This is a genomic window from Streptomyces sp. NBC_00299 (assembly GCF_036173045.1).
In the GTDB taxonomy this organism is placed as follows: domain Bacteria; phylum Actinomycetota; class Actinomycetes; order Streptomycetales; family Streptomycetaceae; genus Streptomyces; species Streptomyces machairae.
Genome location: NZ_CP108039.1, coordinates 8,141,581 through 8,157,375, shown reverse-complemented (window position 1 = coordinate 8,157,375; position 15,795 = coordinate 8,141,581). Strand labels below are relative to the sequence as shown.

Here is a 15,795-nt window from a genome sequence, read left to right as displayed (position 1 = left end):
TACCTGCCTCCTGACCCCGCGCGAATCTTTCGTTCGACCAGTCGGACATCGTTCGAAAACTCTTGACGTTGCACCACACGCCGATTGACACTCTCGCAACACGACGTCACACAGCCGAAACGGCAGGGTGCCCATGGCCGCGGCCCCGCCATGCCTCAGCAGGGAATCCACATGCCGTACATCGCACGCGTCCGTGTCCGCGCGAGACGCCTGGCGGGCCGACTCGCCGGGCTGACCGCGGCGTCACTGTTGCTGGGCCTCACCGCACCCGCCCTTCCCGCGCAGGCGGCGCAGACGGCCGAGGCGGCGGAGGCGGCGGAGATCACCAACGGTCTCGCCCTCTGGTACAAGCTCGACGCCACCTCCGGCAGCACGGTGACCGACGCCTCCGGCAACAACCGCACCGGCGCGGTCAGCGGCGCCGCCGACTGGTCGGGCACCGGTCAGGGTCTCGCCTTCAACGGTTCGGACACCTACGTCAAGGTGCCGAACGACGTCATGAAGGGCATGGACGCGATCACCGTCGCGTTGGACGTGCAGATCGACTCCGCGCAGACCACGCCGTACTTCCTCTACGGCTTCGGCAACTCCAGCGGCGGCAGCGGGAACGGCTACCTGTTCACCACCGGCAACTCCTTGCGGACGTCCCTCGCGACCGGCAACTGGTCGACGGAGCAGACCACCCGGCCCGCCGACTCCCACAATCTGACCCGCTCGGTGTGGAAGCACGTCACCTACACCCAGACCGGCACCACCGGCGTGCTGTACGAGGACGGCGTCGAGGTCGGCCGCAGCACCTCGGTGACCATCACCCCGGCCTCGATCGGCGCCGGCACCACCACCGCCAACTACATAGGCAAGTCGGTCTACTCCGACGACAAGCTCTTCAAGGGCCGGATCCGCGACTTCCGCGTCTACGACCGCGCCCTCGCCGGCTCGGAGGTCGAGCAACTCGCCCTCCCCGTCGCCGCACAGGGCGTCGCCGACGACAAGGCCGCGCTGAACCTCGGTGACACCGACGCCGTCACGGCCGACCTCGACCTGCCGAGGACCGGCACGGCCGGCGGCTCCGCGATCAGCTGGGCCAGTGACAATCCCGGCGTCGTGTCCGGCTCCGGCGCGGTGACCCGCCCCTCCGCCGGTGAACCGGCCGCCCACGCCACCCTCACGGCGACGCTGAGGAAGGGCACGGTGACCGACACCAGGTCCTTCGACATCACGGTGCTCCCCGCCTTCGACGACCGGACCTCCGCCGAGCAGGCCGCCGAGGCCCTCACCGTCCACAACCTCGACGACGTACGCGGCAACCTCACCCTCCCGGCGACCGGTTCCTACGGCACCGACGTCACCTGGTCCTCCGCGAAGCCGGACGTCGTCTCCGCCGACGGCCTGGTCCACCGCCCCGCGCACGGCGCCGGCGCCACCACCGTCGAGCTCACCGCCACCGTCACCAAGGGCCAGGCGAAGGCGACCCGCACCTTCACCGCGGACGTGCCCGAGCTGCCGAAGCAGGAGGCCCTCAAGGGCTACATGTTCAGCTACTTCACCGGAGAGGGCACGGCCGACGGCGAGCAGCTCTACGCGGCCCTGAGCAAGGGCGACGACCCGCTGCACTGGCGGGAGTTGAACGACGGCAAGCCCGTCCTGACCTCCACGCTCGGCGAGAAGGGCCTGCGCGACCCGTTCATCATCCGCTCCCCCGAGGGCGACAAGTTCTACCAGATCGCCACCGACCTCAGGATCTACGGCAACGGCGACTGGGACGCCGCCCAGCGCACCGGCAGCAAGTCCGTCATGGTGTGGGAGTCCACCGACCTCGTCCACTGGACGAACCAGCGCCTCGTCAAGGTCTCACCGGACAGCGCGGGCAACACCTGGGCGCCGGAGGCGTTCTACGACGCGCAGCGCGGCGAGTACGTCGTCTTCTGGGCGTCGAAGCTGTACGACAACGAGGCGCACTCCGGCGACACGTACAACCGCATGATGTACGCGACCACCCGCGACTTCTACTCCTTCAGCGAGCCCAAGGTCTGGATCGACCGCGGCTACTCCGTCATCGACTCCACGGTGATCCAGCACGACGGGACGTACTTCCGTCTCTCCAAGGACGAGCGGAACAACTCCTCCTCCACCCCCAACAGCAAGTTCATCTTCGAAGAGAGGAGCGACTCGCTCCTGAACCCGTCCTGGGACGCCGTCGCCGAGGGCATCGGCAAGGGTGCGATGAACGCCGCCGAGGGGCCGCTGGTGTTCAAGTCGAACACCGAGGACAAGTGGTACGCGTTCCTCGACGAGTTCGGCGGTCGCGGCTACATCCCCTTCGAGACGACCGACCTCGCCTCCGGCACCTGGACCCCGTCCGCCGGCTACGACCTCCCGGCCAAGCCCCGCCACGGCACGGTGCTTCCGGTCACCCAGGCCGAGTACGACCGTCTGCTGCGCGCCTACCAGCCGGACCAGCTCGTCGAGAGCGTCGAGGCCGTGCAGGTGCGGACCAGGACCGGGCAGGCACCCGTTCTGCCGGCCACCGTCATCGCCGGCTACGCCGACGGCGTCGAGCGTCCCGTCCCCGTCAGCTGGGAGGACGTCCCGGAGTCGAAGTACGCGCAGGCCGGCACCTTCACGGTGACGGGCAGCCTGCCGGACGGCGCCGCGCTCCCGGTCCGCGCCGAGGTCACGGTGTCGGAGGAGGGCCCGGACGTCCCGGCCGACCTGCTCCTGCACTACGACTTCGACGAGACCGGCGGCAGCATCGCCCGTGACTCCAGCGGCCACGGCCACCACGGCACCTACGTCCGTGCGCCCGACTTCGGCACGGGCGTGCACGGCGGCTCGTTCAAGATGTCCGGCGGATCGAGCAGCTCGACCACCTCGCCGTACGTCCGCATCCCGAACGGGGTGCTGAAGAACGCCGACAGCGTGACCGTCTCGACGTACGCGAAGTGGAAGGGCGGCGGCAACTTCCAGTGGCTGTTCGGCCTCGGGCCCGACAGCGACAAGTACCTCTTCGCCACCCCGTCCAACGGCGTCTCCAGCCTCTACTCGGCGATCACGAAGGCGAGTTGGTCGGCGGAGTCGAAGCTGACGGCGGGCTCGCAGCTCACGCCGGGCGAGTGGCGGCACGTCACCGTCACCCTCGACGGTCCGACCGGGACGATGGTCCTCTACGTGGACGGCATCGAGGCGGCCCGCACGACGACCACCGTCAAGCCGTCCGAGCTGTACGACGCGAACAAGGACCACAGCGGCTACATCGGCAGGTCCCTGTATGCGGCCGACCCGTACTTCGGCGGCGAGGTCGACGACTTCCGCGTCTACGACCGGGCCCTCACCGCCGCCCAGGTCATGGAGCTCAGCGGCAACACGGCCGGCATCGCCACGGTGACCGTCCCGTCGCTGAAGGTCGACGCGCTCGTCGACAACTCCGGCAGCACGATCACGCTGCCGATGAAGGAGGGCACCGATCTCACCGCCCTCGCCCCGGAGTTCACCCTGGCCCACGGCGCCGCGATCAGCCCCGCCTCCGGCAGCGTGCAGGACTTCAGCAAGCCGGTGACGTACGAGGTGACGGGCTCCGACGGCAAGAAGCGCACCTGGTCGGTCTCGGCGCTCGTCATGAGGAGCCCGGTGCTGCCCGGCCTGAACGCCGACCCGAACATCGTCCGCTTCGGCGACACCTTCTACCTGTACCCGACGACCGACGGCTTCGAGGGCTGGAGCGGTACGCAGTTCAAGGCGTACTCCTCCACCGACCTGGTCCACTGGAAGGACCACGGCGTCATCCTCGACCTCGGTCCGGACGTGTCCTGGGCGGACAGCAGGGCCTGGGCGCCGACGATCGCCGAGAAGGACGGGAAGTACTACTTCTACTACTGTGCCGACGCCAACATCGGTGTCGCGGTGTCCGACTCGCCGACGGGACCGTTCAAGGACGCGCTGGGCAAGCCGCTGCTCAAGGCGGGCGACTACAGGGGCCAGATGATCGACCCGGCCGTCTTCACGGACGACGACGGTCAGTCGTACCTGTACTGGGGCAACGGCCGCGCGTACGTCGCGCCGCTCAACGACGGCATGACGTCCATCGACACCTCGAAGGTCACGGACATCACGCCGAGCGGCTACAACGAGGGCACCTTCGTCATCAAGCGCGCCGGCACCTACTACTTCATGTGGTCGGAGAACGACACCCGCGACGAGAACTACCGCGTCGCCTACGCCACCGGCCCGTCGCCCACCGGCCCGTGGACCAGGCACGGCGTGATCCTGGAGAAGGACCTCTCCCTCGGCATCAAGGGCCCCGGCCACCACTCGGTCGTGCACGTCCCGAACACCGACGACTGGTACATCGCCTACCACCGCTTCGCGATCCCCGGAGGTGACGGTACGCACCGCGAAACGACCGTCGACAAGCTGGAGTTCGACGCCGACGGCCTGATCGAGAAGGTCGTGCCCACCCTGACCGGCATCGACCCGGTGACCGTCGTCCACGCCGGTCCGGACGGCAACGGCAAGGAGGGCGACGCCATCCCGCTGAACGGCACGTTCTCCGGCGCGGCCACCCCGAAGTGGGCGGTGGGGGAGGGAGCCCCCTGCACACTCGGCGACGCCACGGCCGCCCGGACCACGCTCACCTGCTCGGACGACGGCACCTACAAGGTCACCCTGACGGGCGGCCGCAGCAGCGACACCGCCGCCGTGACCGTCGCCAACGCGGCCCCCGCGATCACCTCGACGACCGGCCCCACCGCCGCCGTGCCGACCGGCAGGCGGACCGCCCTGACCGCCGCCTTCGGCGACCCGGGTGCCCGGGACACCCACACCTGCACCGTCGACTGGAAGGACGGCACCGAACCGACGACCGGCACGGTCGCCGGCACAACGTGCCGGGCCCAGCACACCTACACCAAGGCCGGCATCCACCGCCCGGTGATCACGGTCAAGGACGACGACGGCGCGACGGACAGCGCCACGCTCCCCGAGCTGATCGCCTACGACCGCACCGCGGGCCCCGCCCTCGGCACCGGCGTGATCACCTCCCCGACCGGCGCCTACCCGCCCAAGCCGGCCCTGACCGGCAAGGCGGCCTTCTCCTTCGCCGTCACCTACGCCCACCCGAGGGGCACCACGGCCCCCACCGGCAAGGCCGCCTTCGACTTCGGCCCGGCAAGACTGAAGTTCCGCTCCACGGCCTCCGACTGGCTCGTGATCATCGGTGACCAGGCGGTCTACCAGGGTTCCGGCACCGTCAACGGCAACGCCGGCTACGCCTTCCGCATCACCGCCACCGACGGCCCGGACACCTTCCGCATCAGGATCTGGAAGAAGTCCACCGGCGAGACCCTCTACGACAACACCACCGCCACGAAGCCCACGGGCTTCATCACCGTGGGCAACGGTCGACGCTAGCCCCCGCCGGCACCATCACTGCTGTGCGCCCTGAGCCGACGCCGAGATTTCGGCTCTGGCTCAGGGCGCACCCGTGCAATGAGCTCTCAGCAGAGGCAGGGATCGGTGCCCCAGCCAAGACCGCCGATGTCGCTGCCCCTCAAGGCCCCGGCGTAGGCCTGCACCTCGTCGACGTCGCCGTGCAGGTACTCGCCCCAGCCGTCACCGACCTTGCCCCGGCCGATCTGCAGGGCGCCGGCGCTGTGCCAACCGTCCCGGAGTGTGGTGGTGGCGTCGGCGTTCGTGTAGCCGTCGAGGTAGAGCTGGACACGGTCGTCGGCGTCGTCGTAGACGACGGCCAGCCGGTGCCCCTGGCCCTCGCCGCCGTCGGCGGACTCGATCTGCGAGACCACGACCTCGGGCGCGCCGGCCTCGTCCCGCTGCGGCATCACCAACTGCCAGGCATGGACCGCCGGGTCGTAGCGCACCTTGAAGGCGTCCGTGTGCTCACCGGCCTGCGACAGCACGGTCATGGGGCCGGCCGGTTCGGCGTCGGCGAGGCGGACGACCACGCCGACGGTGAAGCTGTCCGAGGTGTCCACGACGGCACTCCCGGTGGTCGCGTGGCCTGTCGCGCCGTCCAGCTTGAGGTGGCCGTCACCGACGAGGGGGTAGGGCACGAAAGGGCAGTCCGGATCGAGATCGGGGATGCAGGAGCCGTCGGGGCCGCGGTGGATCGAGGCTCCCGGGCCGAGCGTCAGCGGCGCCTTGCCGTTCTGCTCGGGGCTCGCGCCGTCCGTGGCGGTCTCCAGCGACCAGTGGCCGAGCAGCGTCGGCTTGCGGTAGGCGAGTTCGGTGACCTCGTCGGGAACGACCACCCGGTCGTAGGCGCGGACGTCGCCGACGGCGCCGCGCCAGCGGTCCCCGTAGCCGCCGCCCTTGCGGGAGCGGCCGACCTGGAAGGCGCCCGCCGTCCGGTCGGGTGTCGCCTCGGCGGGCGTGCCGACCTCGTTGCCGTTGACGTAGAGCCTCGCCTTGCCGGTCTCCTGGTCGTACAGGCCCAGCACATGGGCCCACTCGCCGGTCTCCGGCGCGCCGCCGGTGACCCGGGTGCCGCCAATGGTGAAGGACCACTGCGGGCCTTCGTGCCGGGTGCGCAGTCCCAGGGTGAAGGCCGTGTGGGCCCCCGCGTCCTGGCCGGCCACGGTCATGTTCCGGTCCGTCCGCGCGGGGCGCGCCCAGGCACTGACGGCGAAGGTCTTTCCGGTGTCGACCGCCGGTGCGTTCGGGGTGAGAAAGGCGTGGCTGCTGCCGTCGAGGCTCGCCACGGAGGGCAGCGAAGTGCCGCGCGGCGCGGTCGTGCCGAAGACCACCCCGGAACCGGCGTCGGCGGCAGGGCCGGCCTCAGCCGCGGCGGCGGTGGAGCCCGCCGGGTCCGCCAGGGTCCAGTGGGCGACAGGGGCTCGGCCCGACTTGATCCGGATCCAGTACGTGGTCGTCGTACTGCTGCGGCCCGCACGGTCGATCGCGCGGACGCTGAGGTAGTCCGGGCCGGACTTCAGCGGAAGGTGCCGGATGGTGACGGGGCCGCCGAGCTCGTCGGGGCGGACGGTCAGTTGCGGGCCGCCGATGAAGCTGTAGACGTACTGCGTGACATCGTCCGACGGGGAGTCCATGGTGAAGCTGCCGTAGACGCCGACGCCGTCGCGGATCTGGTCATCCGGGTAGTCGGAGGACGTGACGACGGCCTTCTCCGGGCTGGTGTCGTCGTACACGAACTGGCAGACCGAGCCGGCGCCCTCGGAACTCCACGCGGAGAGCGCGGTGCCGTCGTCGGCACGCACGTGCCAGGAGACGACCGTGTTCGCCGGAATGTCGTCCGGCATCCGCCAACGCTGGGGTGAGCCGGACAGCGTCTCCGACGTGGTGTGGGTGCGGCGCTGTTCCACGCCCTCGGCATCGGTCCACCAGGCCTCGAACCCGCCCTTGACCATGTTGGCCTCGACGGGCTGGTTGTCCTCCTCCGGGTCGTACAGCACCGCCTCCAGCGTCGGCGGCGCCCCGACGTACGCCTTCTGCTCCCCCGTGGCGCACGCCCTCGTACCGGTCTGCAGATCCTGGACCAACGGCTGACGCGGCGGCAGATTCTCGGCGGCGTGGGCGACTCCGGGCGCGGTCAGGACGGCCGCGGTGACGACAAAGCCCACCGCGATGCGGCTGGGCCTGTGCCGACTCCCGCTGCTTCTGGCACTGTTCACGTTTTCCTCCCCTGGTGAGCCCGTTGATCACACGGGCCGCAGGAGGCTAACAGCGCCCACCGACATGGACAGAGCCATTTTTGGTGCAACCCTCTCGCAACCTTCCCCGTGCTCCCCTTCCTCCCATGGATGAGGAGACCCCGCCGTACGACGAGACCCCCCGCGTCGAACTCACCCCCGCGGCCGCGGACCTGCTGCGCCGGCTGCGGGCTGCGCACGGTCCGCTGATGTTCCACCAGTCCGGCGGCTGCTGCGACGGCAGCGCGCCGATGTGCTACCCGGAGGGCGAGTTCCGTACGGGCGGCTCGGACGTGTTGCTCGCGGAGCTCCAGGTCGAGGGGGTCGAGGAGCCGGTGACGTTCTGGATGGCGCGCAGTCAGTACGAGGTGTGGAGCCACACCCGGCTGATCGTCGATGTCGTCGAGGGCAGAGGCAGCGGCTTCTCCCTGGAGGCACCCGAGGGGGTACGTTTCCTCACCCGTTCTCGCGTCGTCGGCGCCTAGAACCCCGCAGCTCATCGCCGTCTGGTGCACTTCCCCTGAGTCCTGCCACATTTGACGAGACATCAGGGGGAGCTGTGACGCGTCGTCAGAAACGGTTCGGAACCGCCAGAGCGGCCCTCACGCTGCTCACGGCACTCAGCGCGCTGGCCGGTACGGCCCTGGTGGGGGCGGCACCGGCCGGCGCCGTGCAGGGCACCACGGTCGCGCCGGGTGTCTCGTACGACGAGTTCGACATCGCGGCGGCGAAGGGCACGGCGCATGCCCATGTCCTCACCGTCGACCTGCGCAACCCGCGCGTGCGCCTCGACCTGCTGCAGCCGGGGGCGGTCGCGGCCCGGGCGACCGTCTCGCAGCAGGCCACCGCGCAGGGCGCCGTCGCGGGCGTGAACGGCGACTTCTTCAACATCAGCGAGGCCCAGCATCCCGGTGTCCAGGCGACCGGCGCGAGTGTGGGACCGGCCATCGCGCGCGGCCGGGCCCTGAAGGGCGCGGTGCCGAACGGCCAGCGTTTCGGACCCCCGCTGCCGCCCGGCACGAGCACTGAGGACGTGTTCGGGCTGGGTGTCGACCGCCGGGCCCGCCTCGGCGGTCTGAGCCTGGACGGCTCGATCCGCACCCCCGAGGGCCGGCTGCCGCTGCGCGGCCTCAACCAGTACGCCCTGCCGGTGGGCTCCATCGGGGCGTTCACCGCCAAGTGGGGCAGCGTCTCCCGCGTGCGCGCCACCTGCGGGACGGACACGGACCGGGCGGCTCCGTGCAGCACGGACACCTACGAGGTGACGGTCCGCCGGGGCCGTGTCGTGTCGACCGCCGACACTCCGGGGAGCGGGCCGATCGCGGCGGACACGACCGTGCTCGTGGGGCGGGAGGCGGGGGCGCAGCAGCTGCGGAAGTTCTTCGAGGGCGAGCGCGTGACGGTACGGCACCGGCTGGTGGCGTCGAAGTCACGGGTCCCGTTCCGCTTCGCGCTCGGCGGCTATCCGGTCCTCGACGACGGAGAGCCCCTGCCGGGCCTCGACAACCGGACGTCTGCCGTGCGCACGGCTGTGGGCATCGCGGACAACGGCCGGCGCCTGCTGCTGCTCGCGCTGGACGGCGCGCCCGAGTACCGCACCGGTCTGACCATCGCGGAGGTGGCCTCCGTCATGCGGGATGTGGGTTCGATCGACGCGTTCAGCCTGGACGGCGGCGGTTCGTCGACGCTGGTCGCCCGCGCGCCGGGAGCGGGGGCCGTCTCGGTACGGAACCACCCGTCCGACGGAGTGGAACGCCCTGTCCCCAACGGCATCGGCGTCTTCTCGGCTCGCTGACCGTTACGGTCTGAGGCCACTGACGATGTCCGCGGTGGCCGTCAGACCGCTGTTGATGGTGGGCGCCATGCTCGTGCTGGCCAGGTAGAAGCCGAGCAGCAGGCACACCAGCGCATGGCTGATCTTCAGTCCGCCGTTGCGGACGAAGATCACCGCCAGGATGAACAGCAGCAGCACCACAGAGATGGAAATGGCCATCGTCAACCTCCTCCGCCACGCCGCCTTGTCAAGGTTCGCGGCGTTCGGCCGCAAGTGTGGCGTAGCGGAGGGTTCGTCCGGGCGGCTGACCTGTCCTCCGAACGTGTGGTGTTCCCGCGCGGCGTTCTAGCGGGTCCGCCGCCGGGCGTCGAGGAAGGCCTCCAGACCGGCGAGGTCGTCGGTGTTGAGGAAGTCGACGTCGGCGGCCAGCAGTTCGCCCCACAGCGCGTCCCGGGCCGGGCCGGCCACGTCCGGGGTGGCCCAGAAGCGCACCTTCTGCCCACGGGAGTGCGCCGCCCGGACGATGCCGCGCAGCTTCTGCCGCTCGGCGTCCGGGAAGTCTCCGACGCCGAGCCAGGTGAAGTTGAGCGTCCAGTTGTCGCTGATGAGCGAGATGAAGGAGGCGGGGGCCGAGCTGCCGAGGTCGGCGAGGCGGCCGTCGTAGAAGGCGCGGCGGACGGTCTGCGCCTCCATCGGCGTACGGGCCGCACGGTCGCCGGAGATCACGGCGGTGACCGCCCCGGGGAGGACCCGGCCGTGGGCGTACGTCGTGAACAGGTGCTTGTAGCGCCTCAGGTGCTTGTCGAGTTCGAGGTACGTCGACGCGCCCTCGGTCTTGATGTCGATGAGCAGCTGGATCGGCTTGTGGTGCCCCCGGTGGACCCAGCCGTGGTTGGCCCGCACGCGGGCGGCCAGCGGGTCGAGGTAGAGGGACTCCAGCGTGCGCCTGGGGTCGAGATCCTCGGGGTCGTGGGCGACGAGGAGCTGGTCGCCGACGAGGTAGATGTCTGCTTCGAGGCTGCCGAAGCGGTGGTCGAGGGCGTCGAGGAGGGGACGCGGGTGCTCGTAGTCGTTGTGGGCGTGGGCGCGCCACAACGGGCGCGGGCGGTGCTTCTGTTCGCCGGCCAGCGCGCCGGTGGCGGGCAGGGCGACCGCGCCCGCGAGGGCGGCGCCGAAGGTCGTGAGGGCTCTGCGACGGGTGGTGAGGGCCATGTGCTCTGCCTCCCTGACAGGGGCGTTTCAGGCGTTGGGAACCGCTGCGAGTATGCGATTCCGAAGGCCCAAACAGCAGAGCTGAGCGGTGAGTTGGCCGGACTGCCGCCCTGCGTTCACTTCACCGGTGCAGCGCACACGGAAAAGCCCGCCCCAGGTCGGGCGGGCTTTTCGCGGGGTTCGCTCAGGTGTACGTCAGGGAGCCCGCAGGTCGACGAGTTCGGCCAACGCCGCACGGTGGGCGCCTGCCGTCCCGTAGGCGATGGAGTCGGCCTTGGCGCGCTTCAGGTAGAGGTGGACCGGGTGCTCCCAGGTCATGCCGATTCCGGCGTGCAGTTGCAGCGCCTCCTCGGCGGCGTGCACGGCGACGGGCGCCGTGTAGGCCTGGGCGACGGCCACCGCCACGTCGACGTCGTTCCCCGTCGCGAGCGCGTCGGCGGCGCCCCGGGCGGCGGCGCGGAGGTTGACGACCTCCAGCCACAGCTGGGCGAGCCGGTGCTTGAGCGCCTGGAAGCCGCCGACGGGCCGGTTGAACTGCTTGCGGTCCTTCAGATAGCGGACCGTCTCCGTCAACGTCCACTCGGCGAGCCCGAACTGTTCGGAGGCGAGCAGCCCGGCTCCGGCGCGCAGGGCGCGTCGTACGGCGGGTTCGGCGGCCCCCAGCCGCCGGCCGGACGCCCCGTCCAGGCGCACCGTGGCCACCGGGCGGGTCAGGTCCAGGGACGTCTGCGGGGTGACGGTCACGGCGTCGGAGTCGACCGCGTACAGTCCGCCGTCGTCCGCGGGCACGAGCAGCACGTCGGCAACCGCCGCGTCGGCGATGCCGGTCAGCTCCCCGTGCAGGGCGCCGCCCTCATGCCGTACGGCCTTGAAGGCGCCGCCGGGAACGACGTTCAGCGCCACGGCGAGGGCGCCGATCCGCCGCCCGGACGCCAGCTCGGCCAGCAGGCCCGCGTCGGTCTCGCAGCCGAGCAGGGCCTCGGTGGCCACGACAGCGCTGGTCAGGAACGGCACGGGCGCGACCGCGCGCCCCAACTCTTCCAGCACGACGGCGACTTCGCGATGCGTGGCGCCCTGTCCGCCCTGCTCCTCCGGTACCAGGAGCCCGGCCAGACCCATCCCGTCCGCGAGCGCCTTCCAGGCCGCGAGGTCGTGCGGGGCGTCCGACTCGGTGCGCGCGATGACGCCGGGCGCGTCGCAGTGGTCGGCGAGCAGGTCCCGTACGGCGGCCCGCAGCGCCTCTTCCTCCTCCGAGTACAACAAGTCGCTCTGCGTCTTCATCGGGTCAGGTCCTTCCAAGCGACGTCCTTGTCGGTGCGCGGCTCGGACGGCAGGCCCAGGACGCGCTCGGCGACGATGTTCAGCAGGACCTCGCTGGTCCCGCCCTCGATGCTGTTGCCCTTGGAACGCAGGTAGCGGTATCCGGCGTCGCGGCCGGTGAAGTCCACGAGCTCCGGGCGGCACATGGTCCAGTCGTCGTACAACAGGCCCTCCTCGCCGCGCAGTTCGACCTCCAGGCCGCTGATCTCCTGGTTGAGCCGGGCGAAGGCGAGCTTCATGCCGGCGCCCTCGGGGCCGGGCTGGCCCGCGACGAGCTGCTGGCGCAGCCGCTCCGCGGCGAGGCGGGAGACCTCGGACTCCACCCACAGCTTCAGCAGCCGCTGGTGCAGGTCGTGGGTGCGCAGCTCGGGCCGCTCGCGCCAGGTCTCGGCGATGGGGCCGATCATGCCGCCCTCGCGGGGCAGCCGCATGCCGCCGATCGCGACGCGCTCGTTGTTCAGCGTGGTCTGCGCGACCCGCCAGCCGTCGCCGACCTCGCCGAGGCGATGTGAGTCCGGGATGCGGACGTCGGTGAGGAAGACCTCGTTGAACTCGGCCTCACCGGTGATCTGCCGCAGCGGCCTGACCTCGACTCCGGGGTCGGTCATGTCGCAGAGGAAGTAGGTGATGCCCGCGTGCTTGGGCACGTCCGGGTCGGTGCGGGCGATGAGGATGGCCCAGCGGGCGATGTGGGCGCTGGAAGTCCAGACCTTCTGCCCGTTGACGACCCAGTCCTCGCCTTCTCGGACGGCGCGCGTCCGCAGCGCGGCGAGGTCGGATCCGGCGCCGGGCTCGCTGAAGAGCTGGCACCAGACCTCCTCACCCGTCCACAGGGGCCGCAGATACCGCTGCTTCTGCTCCTCGGTGCCGTACTTGAGAATCGTCGGCGCGGCCATGCCCAGCCCGATGCCGATGCGCCGCGGATCGTTGTCGGGGGCGCCCGCGACCTCCAGCTCGGCGTCCACGACGGCCTGGAGGGAGCGGGGAGCACCGAGTCCGCCGAGCCCCTCGGGGTAGTGCACCCACGCCAGGCCCGCGTCGAAGCGGGCGCGCAGGAAGTCCAGGCGGTCGGTGCCGGTCGGCGGCTGGGCGTCCAGCAGCTCGGCTGTCCGGCGCCGGAGTCCGGATGCGTCGATCGTCATGCGGCGGCTCCGTTCTCCAGCGACGGCACGACGGCGATACGGCCGGTGGTGACACCGTCGGCGACCTTCTGGACGGCGACCGCGGCCCCGCCCAGCGGCACCCGCTCGCTCACCAGCGGCTTGATCGCGCCCCGGGCGGCCAGCTCGGTGAGCTGTTCGTGGCAGTGCTGGATCAGCTTCGGGTTCTTGGTGTTGTACAGGCCCCAGTGCAGGCCGAGGATCGAGTAGTTCTTCACCAGCGCGTGGTTGAGCGCCGGGCTGGGGATCGTGCCGCTGGCGAAGCCGACGACCACGATCCGGCCCTCGAAGGCCACGACCTTGGCGGACTGGGCGTAGGCCTCGCCGCCGACGGGGTCGTAGATGACGTCGGCGCCCCGGCCGCCGGTGGCCTCCTTGACGGCGCCGATGACGTTTTCGGCACGCCGGTCGATGACGACGTCACAGCCCAGCTCACGGGCGACGGCCGCCTTGTCCGCGCCGCCCACGACACCGATGACCCGTGCGCCGGCCGCCTTGCCGAGCTGCACGGCCGCGCTGCCGACCCCTCCAGCGGCAGCGTGGACGAGCAGCGTCTCGCCGGCTTCCAGACCGGCCCGCCGGTGCAGGCCGAACCAGCCGGTCTGGTAGCCGATGTGCAGGGCGGCGGCCTCGGCGTCGTCCAGCGCCTCGGGGGCGGGCAGGACGGCGGCGGCGTCCGCGACGGCGTACTCGGCGAAACCGCCGTACGGCAGCGCGGGGTTGGCGAGGACCCGGCGCCCGTCCTCCGTCTCGCCGCAGATCTCCACGCCGGGCGTGAAGGGCAGCGGCGGCCTGACCTGGTAGTGCCCCCGGCACAGCAGGGCGTCCGGGAAGTTGATGTTCGCGGCGCGCACCTTCAGCAGGATCTGGCCGTCACCGGGCGTGGGCGTCTCGACGTCCTCGAGCCGCATCACCTCGCTCGGCTCGCCGTTCTCGTGCACTTGCCATGCCTGCATGCGGTGCCTCCACGGGGGACTGCTTCGTCTGACCGGGGTCGGTTCGCATACTAAGCGGTCGCTTGCCGATCAGGGAACAGTCCTGTGGAGACAGTCATGCGCGTCACGACTTCTTGGGGCGCGCCCGCACATGCATCCGCTCCCCCTGCGGCCCGAACAGACTCAGGAACTCCACCGGCCCCTCCCCCGTCGACCCGAACCAGTGCGGCACCCGTGTGTCGAACTCGGCGGCCTCTCCCGCCGTGAGCACCACGTCGTGCTCGCCGAGCACCAGCCGCAGTCTGCCCGACAGGACGTACAGCCACTCGTAGCCCTCGTGCGTGCGCGGCTCCGGTTCGAGCCTGCGCTGTGGTTCGAGCACCTTGAAGGCCTGGAGGCCGCCCGGCTGCCGGGTCAGCGGCCAGTGCTTGCGGCCGTACTGCTCGATCGGCTTGGTGGCGCGCACCCGCGGATCGCCGACGACGGGATTGCCGACCAGCTCGTCCAGCGGCACTTGGTGCGCCCGCGCGATCGGCAGCAGCAGTTCCAGGCTGGGTTTACGCAGGCCGGACTCCAGCCGGGAGAGCGTGCTCACCGAGATGCCGGTCACCTCGGACAGCGAGGCGAGGCTCACCTCGCGCTCTTTGCGCATCTGCCGCAGCCTGGGACCCACGCCCGCGAGAACTTCATCGGTACTCATGCCGGTATTGCAGTTTCGGCAAACTTGTTTGTCAATCCCGCGCCCTCGGCGGCACGGTCTGGGAGGAGGTGGTCACCATGACCGAAACGTACGAAGTGATCGTCGTCGGGGGCGGTGCGGCGGGTCTCTCGGCCGCCCTCGTCCTGGGCCGGGCCCGGCGCCGCACGCTGGTCGTCGACGCGGGCCAGCCGCGCAACGCGCCCGCCGCGCACATGCAGGGCTATCTGACCCGGGACGGCATGTCCCCCGCCGAGTTCCTGGCGGTCGGCCGCGAGGAGATCGCCCGGTACGGCGTGGAGCTCGTCCGGGACACCGCCGTGGACGTCACCCGGGGCGAGGACTTCGCGGTCGAGCTGGCGAGCGGACGCACCGTGCGGGCCCGGCGGCTGGTGATCACGACCGGCCTCAGGGACGAGCTGCCCGCCGTCCCCGGCGTCGCCGAGCGCTTCGGGCGCGATGTGCTGCACTGCCCGTACTGCCACGGCTGGGAGGTGCGCGACCAGGCCTTCGGGGTGCTGGCGACCGGCCCGCTGAGCGTGCACCAGGCGCTGATGGTCTCCCAGTGGTCCAAGGACGTGACCTTCTTCCTGCACGAGGTCGCCGAGGACGACCTGCCGGACGACGACCTGCGCAGGCTCGCCGCGGCCGGCGTGCACGTCGTTCCCGGCGAGGTCGCCGGGCTCGTGGTCGAGGACGACCGGCTCACCGGAGTGCGGCTGGCGAACGGCTCGGCGTACGACCGCCAGGCGCTGTTCGTCGCGCCCCGTCCGATCCCGCAGACCGCGCTGCTCGAGCGGCTCGGCGCCGAGATGACCGAGACGCCCTTCGGCGCCTACCCGGTGGTCGACGCGACGGGCCTGACCTCCGTGCCGGGCGTGTGGGCCGCGGGCAACGCGATGGGGTTCGGCGAGCAGGTCGTGAACGCGGCGGCGGGCGGCTACCGGGCGGGGGCCACGATCAACGGGGAGATGCTGATGACCGACATCGACGCGGCCGCGGGGGTGTAGAGCCGCCGCCTGCGGTGCACGATGGC

General features: G+C 71.1%; 11 protein-coding genes. 4 read left to right on the top strand and 7 right to left on the bottom strand.

The genetic code is table 11. From position 1 onward, the window contains the following. Positions 1-171 precede the first annotated feature (171 nt). The gene (locus OHT51_RS36485) at positions 172-5,406 is read left to right on the top strand and encodes a family 43 glycosylhydrolase (protein ID WP_328883158.1); all 5,235 of its coding nucleotides are present in this window, start codon (positions 172-174) and stop codon (positions 5,404-5,406) included. 86 nt (positions 5,407-5,492) lie between these two features. Here OHT51_RS36485 and OHT51_RS36480 read toward each other — a convergent pair whose 3' ends face one another. Next, the gene (locus OHT51_RS36480) at positions 5,493-7,061 is read right to left on the bottom strand and encodes a LamG domain-containing protein (RefSeq protein ID WP_328884557.1); all 1,569 of its coding nucleotides are present in this window, start codon (positions 7,059-7,061) and stop codon (positions 5,493-5,495) included. A gap of 707 nt (positions 7,062-7,768) precedes the next feature. Between OHT51_RS36480 and OHT51_RS36475 the strand changes: the two genes are divergently transcribed. Both OHT51_RS36475 and OHT51_RS36470 read left to right on the top strand, forming a co-directional pair. Continuing rightward, the gene (locus tag OHT51_RS36475) at positions 7,769-8,146 is read left to right on the top strand and encodes a DUF779 domain-containing protein (RefSeq protein ID WP_328883157.1); all 378 of its coding nucleotides are present in this window, start codon (positions 7,769-7,771) and stop codon (positions 8,144-8,146) included. A 74-nt stretch (positions 8,147-8,220) separates the two neighbouring features. Further along, complete coding sequence (locus tag OHT51_RS36470; RefSeq protein WP_328883156.1) at positions 8,221-9,456, top strand: phosphodiester glycosidase family protein; 1,236 nt, start codon at positions 8,221-8,223, stop codon at positions 9,454-9,456. A 3-nt stretch (positions 9,457-9,459) separates the two neighbouring features. Here the strand turns inward: OHT51_RS36470 and OHT51_RS36465 are convergent, their stop codons facing one another. From OHT51_RS36465 to OHT51_RS36440, 6 genes are all read right to left on the bottom strand, one after another. Next, the gene (locus tag OHT51_RS36465) at positions 9,460-9,654 is read right to left on the bottom strand and encodes a hypothetical protein (protein ID WP_328883155.1); all 195 of its coding nucleotides are present in this window, start codon (positions 9,652-9,654) and stop codon (positions 9,460-9,462) included. A 126-nt stretch (positions 9,655-9,780) separates the two neighbouring features. Continuing rightward, positions 9,781-10,647 (bottom strand): phosphatidylinositol-specific phospholipase C/glycerophosphodiester phosphodiesterase family protein, encoded by an 867-nt coding sequence (locus OHT51_RS36460; protein ID WP_328883154.1) that lies wholly within the window; start codon positions 10,645-10,647, stop codon positions 9,781-9,783. A 195-nt stretch (positions 10,648-10,842) separates the two neighbouring features. Then, the gene (locus OHT51_RS36455) at positions 10,843-11,928 is read right to left on the bottom strand and encodes an acyl-CoA dehydrogenase family protein (RefSeq protein ID WP_328883153.1); all 1,086 of its coding nucleotides are present in this window, start codon (positions 11,926-11,928) and stop codon (positions 10,843-10,845) included. Continuing rightward, on the bottom strand, positions 11,925-13,109 hold the full coding sequence (locus OHT51_RS36450; RefSeq protein ID WP_328883152.1) for an acyl-CoA dehydrogenase family protein: 1,185 nt from the start codon (positions 13,107-13,109) through the stop codon (positions 11,925-11,927). Before OHT51_RS36450 ends, OHT51_RS36455 begins: the two co-directional genes overlap by 4 nt. After that, a complete protein-coding gene (locus tag OHT51_RS36445) occupies positions 13,106-14,083 on the bottom strand; it encodes an NADPH:quinone oxidoreductase family protein (RefSeq protein WP_328883151.1) in 978 nt (325 codons plus the stop codon). The genes OHT51_RS36450 and OHT51_RS36445 overlap by 4 nt, the downstream gene beginning before the upstream one ends. 103 nt (positions 14,084-14,186) lie before the next feature. After that, on the bottom strand, positions 14,187-14,762 hold the full coding sequence (locus OHT51_RS36440; RefSeq protein WP_328883150.1) for a helix-turn-helix domain-containing protein: 576 nt from the start codon (positions 14,760-14,762) through the stop codon (positions 14,187-14,189). A gap of 77 nt (positions 14,763-14,839) precedes the next feature. Here OHT51_RS36440 and OHT51_RS36435 point away from each other — a divergent pair, with 77 nt between their 5' ends. Continuing rightward, positions 14,840-15,769 (top strand): NAD(P)/FAD-dependent oxidoreductase, encoded by a 930-nt coding sequence (locus tag OHT51_RS36435; protein WP_328883149.1) that lies wholly within the window; start codon positions 14,840-14,842, stop codon positions 15,767-15,769. Positions 15,770-15,795 lie beyond the last annotated feature (26 nt).

Coding starts and splice junctions, on each gene's coding strand:
- OHT51_RS36485 (WP_328883158.1), top strand. CDS start 172: ATGCCGTACATCGCACGCGTCCGTGTCCGCGCGAGACGCCTGGCGGGC.
- OHT51_RS36480 (WP_328884557.1), bottom strand. CDS start 7,061: ATGGACTCCCCGTCGGACGATGTCACGCAGTACGTCTACAGCTTCATC.
- OHT51_RS36475 (WP_328883157.1), top strand. CDS start 7,769: ATGGATGAGGAGACCCCGCCGTACGACGAGACCCCCCGCGTCGAACTC.
- OHT51_RS36465 (WP_328883155.1), bottom strand. CDS start 9,654: ATGGCCATTTCCATCTCTGTGGTGCTGCTGCTGTTCATCCTGGCGGTG.
- OHT51_RS36460 (WP_328883154.1), bottom strand. CDS start 10,647: ATGGCCCTCACCACCCGTCGCAGAGCCCTCACGACCTTCGGCGCCGCC.
- OHT51_RS36455 (WP_328883153.1), bottom strand. CDS start 11,928: ATGAAGACGCAGAGCGACTTGTTGTACTCGGAGGAGGAAGAGGCGCTG.
- OHT51_RS36450 (WP_328883152.1), bottom strand. CDS start 13,109: ATGACGATCGACGCATCCGGACTCCGGCGCCGGACAGCCGAGCTGCTG.
- OHT51_RS36445 (WP_328883151.1), bottom strand. CDS start 14,083: ATGCAGGCATGGCAAGTGCACGAGAACGGCGAGCCGAGCGAGGTGATG.
- OHT51_RS36440 (WP_328883150.1), bottom strand. CDS start 14,762: ATGAGTACCGATGAAGTTCTCGCGGGCGTGGGTCCCAGGCTGCGGCAG.
- OHT51_RS36435 (WP_328883149.1), top strand. CDS start 14,840: ATGACCGAAACGTACGAAGTGATCGTCGTCGGGGGCGGTGCGGCGGGT.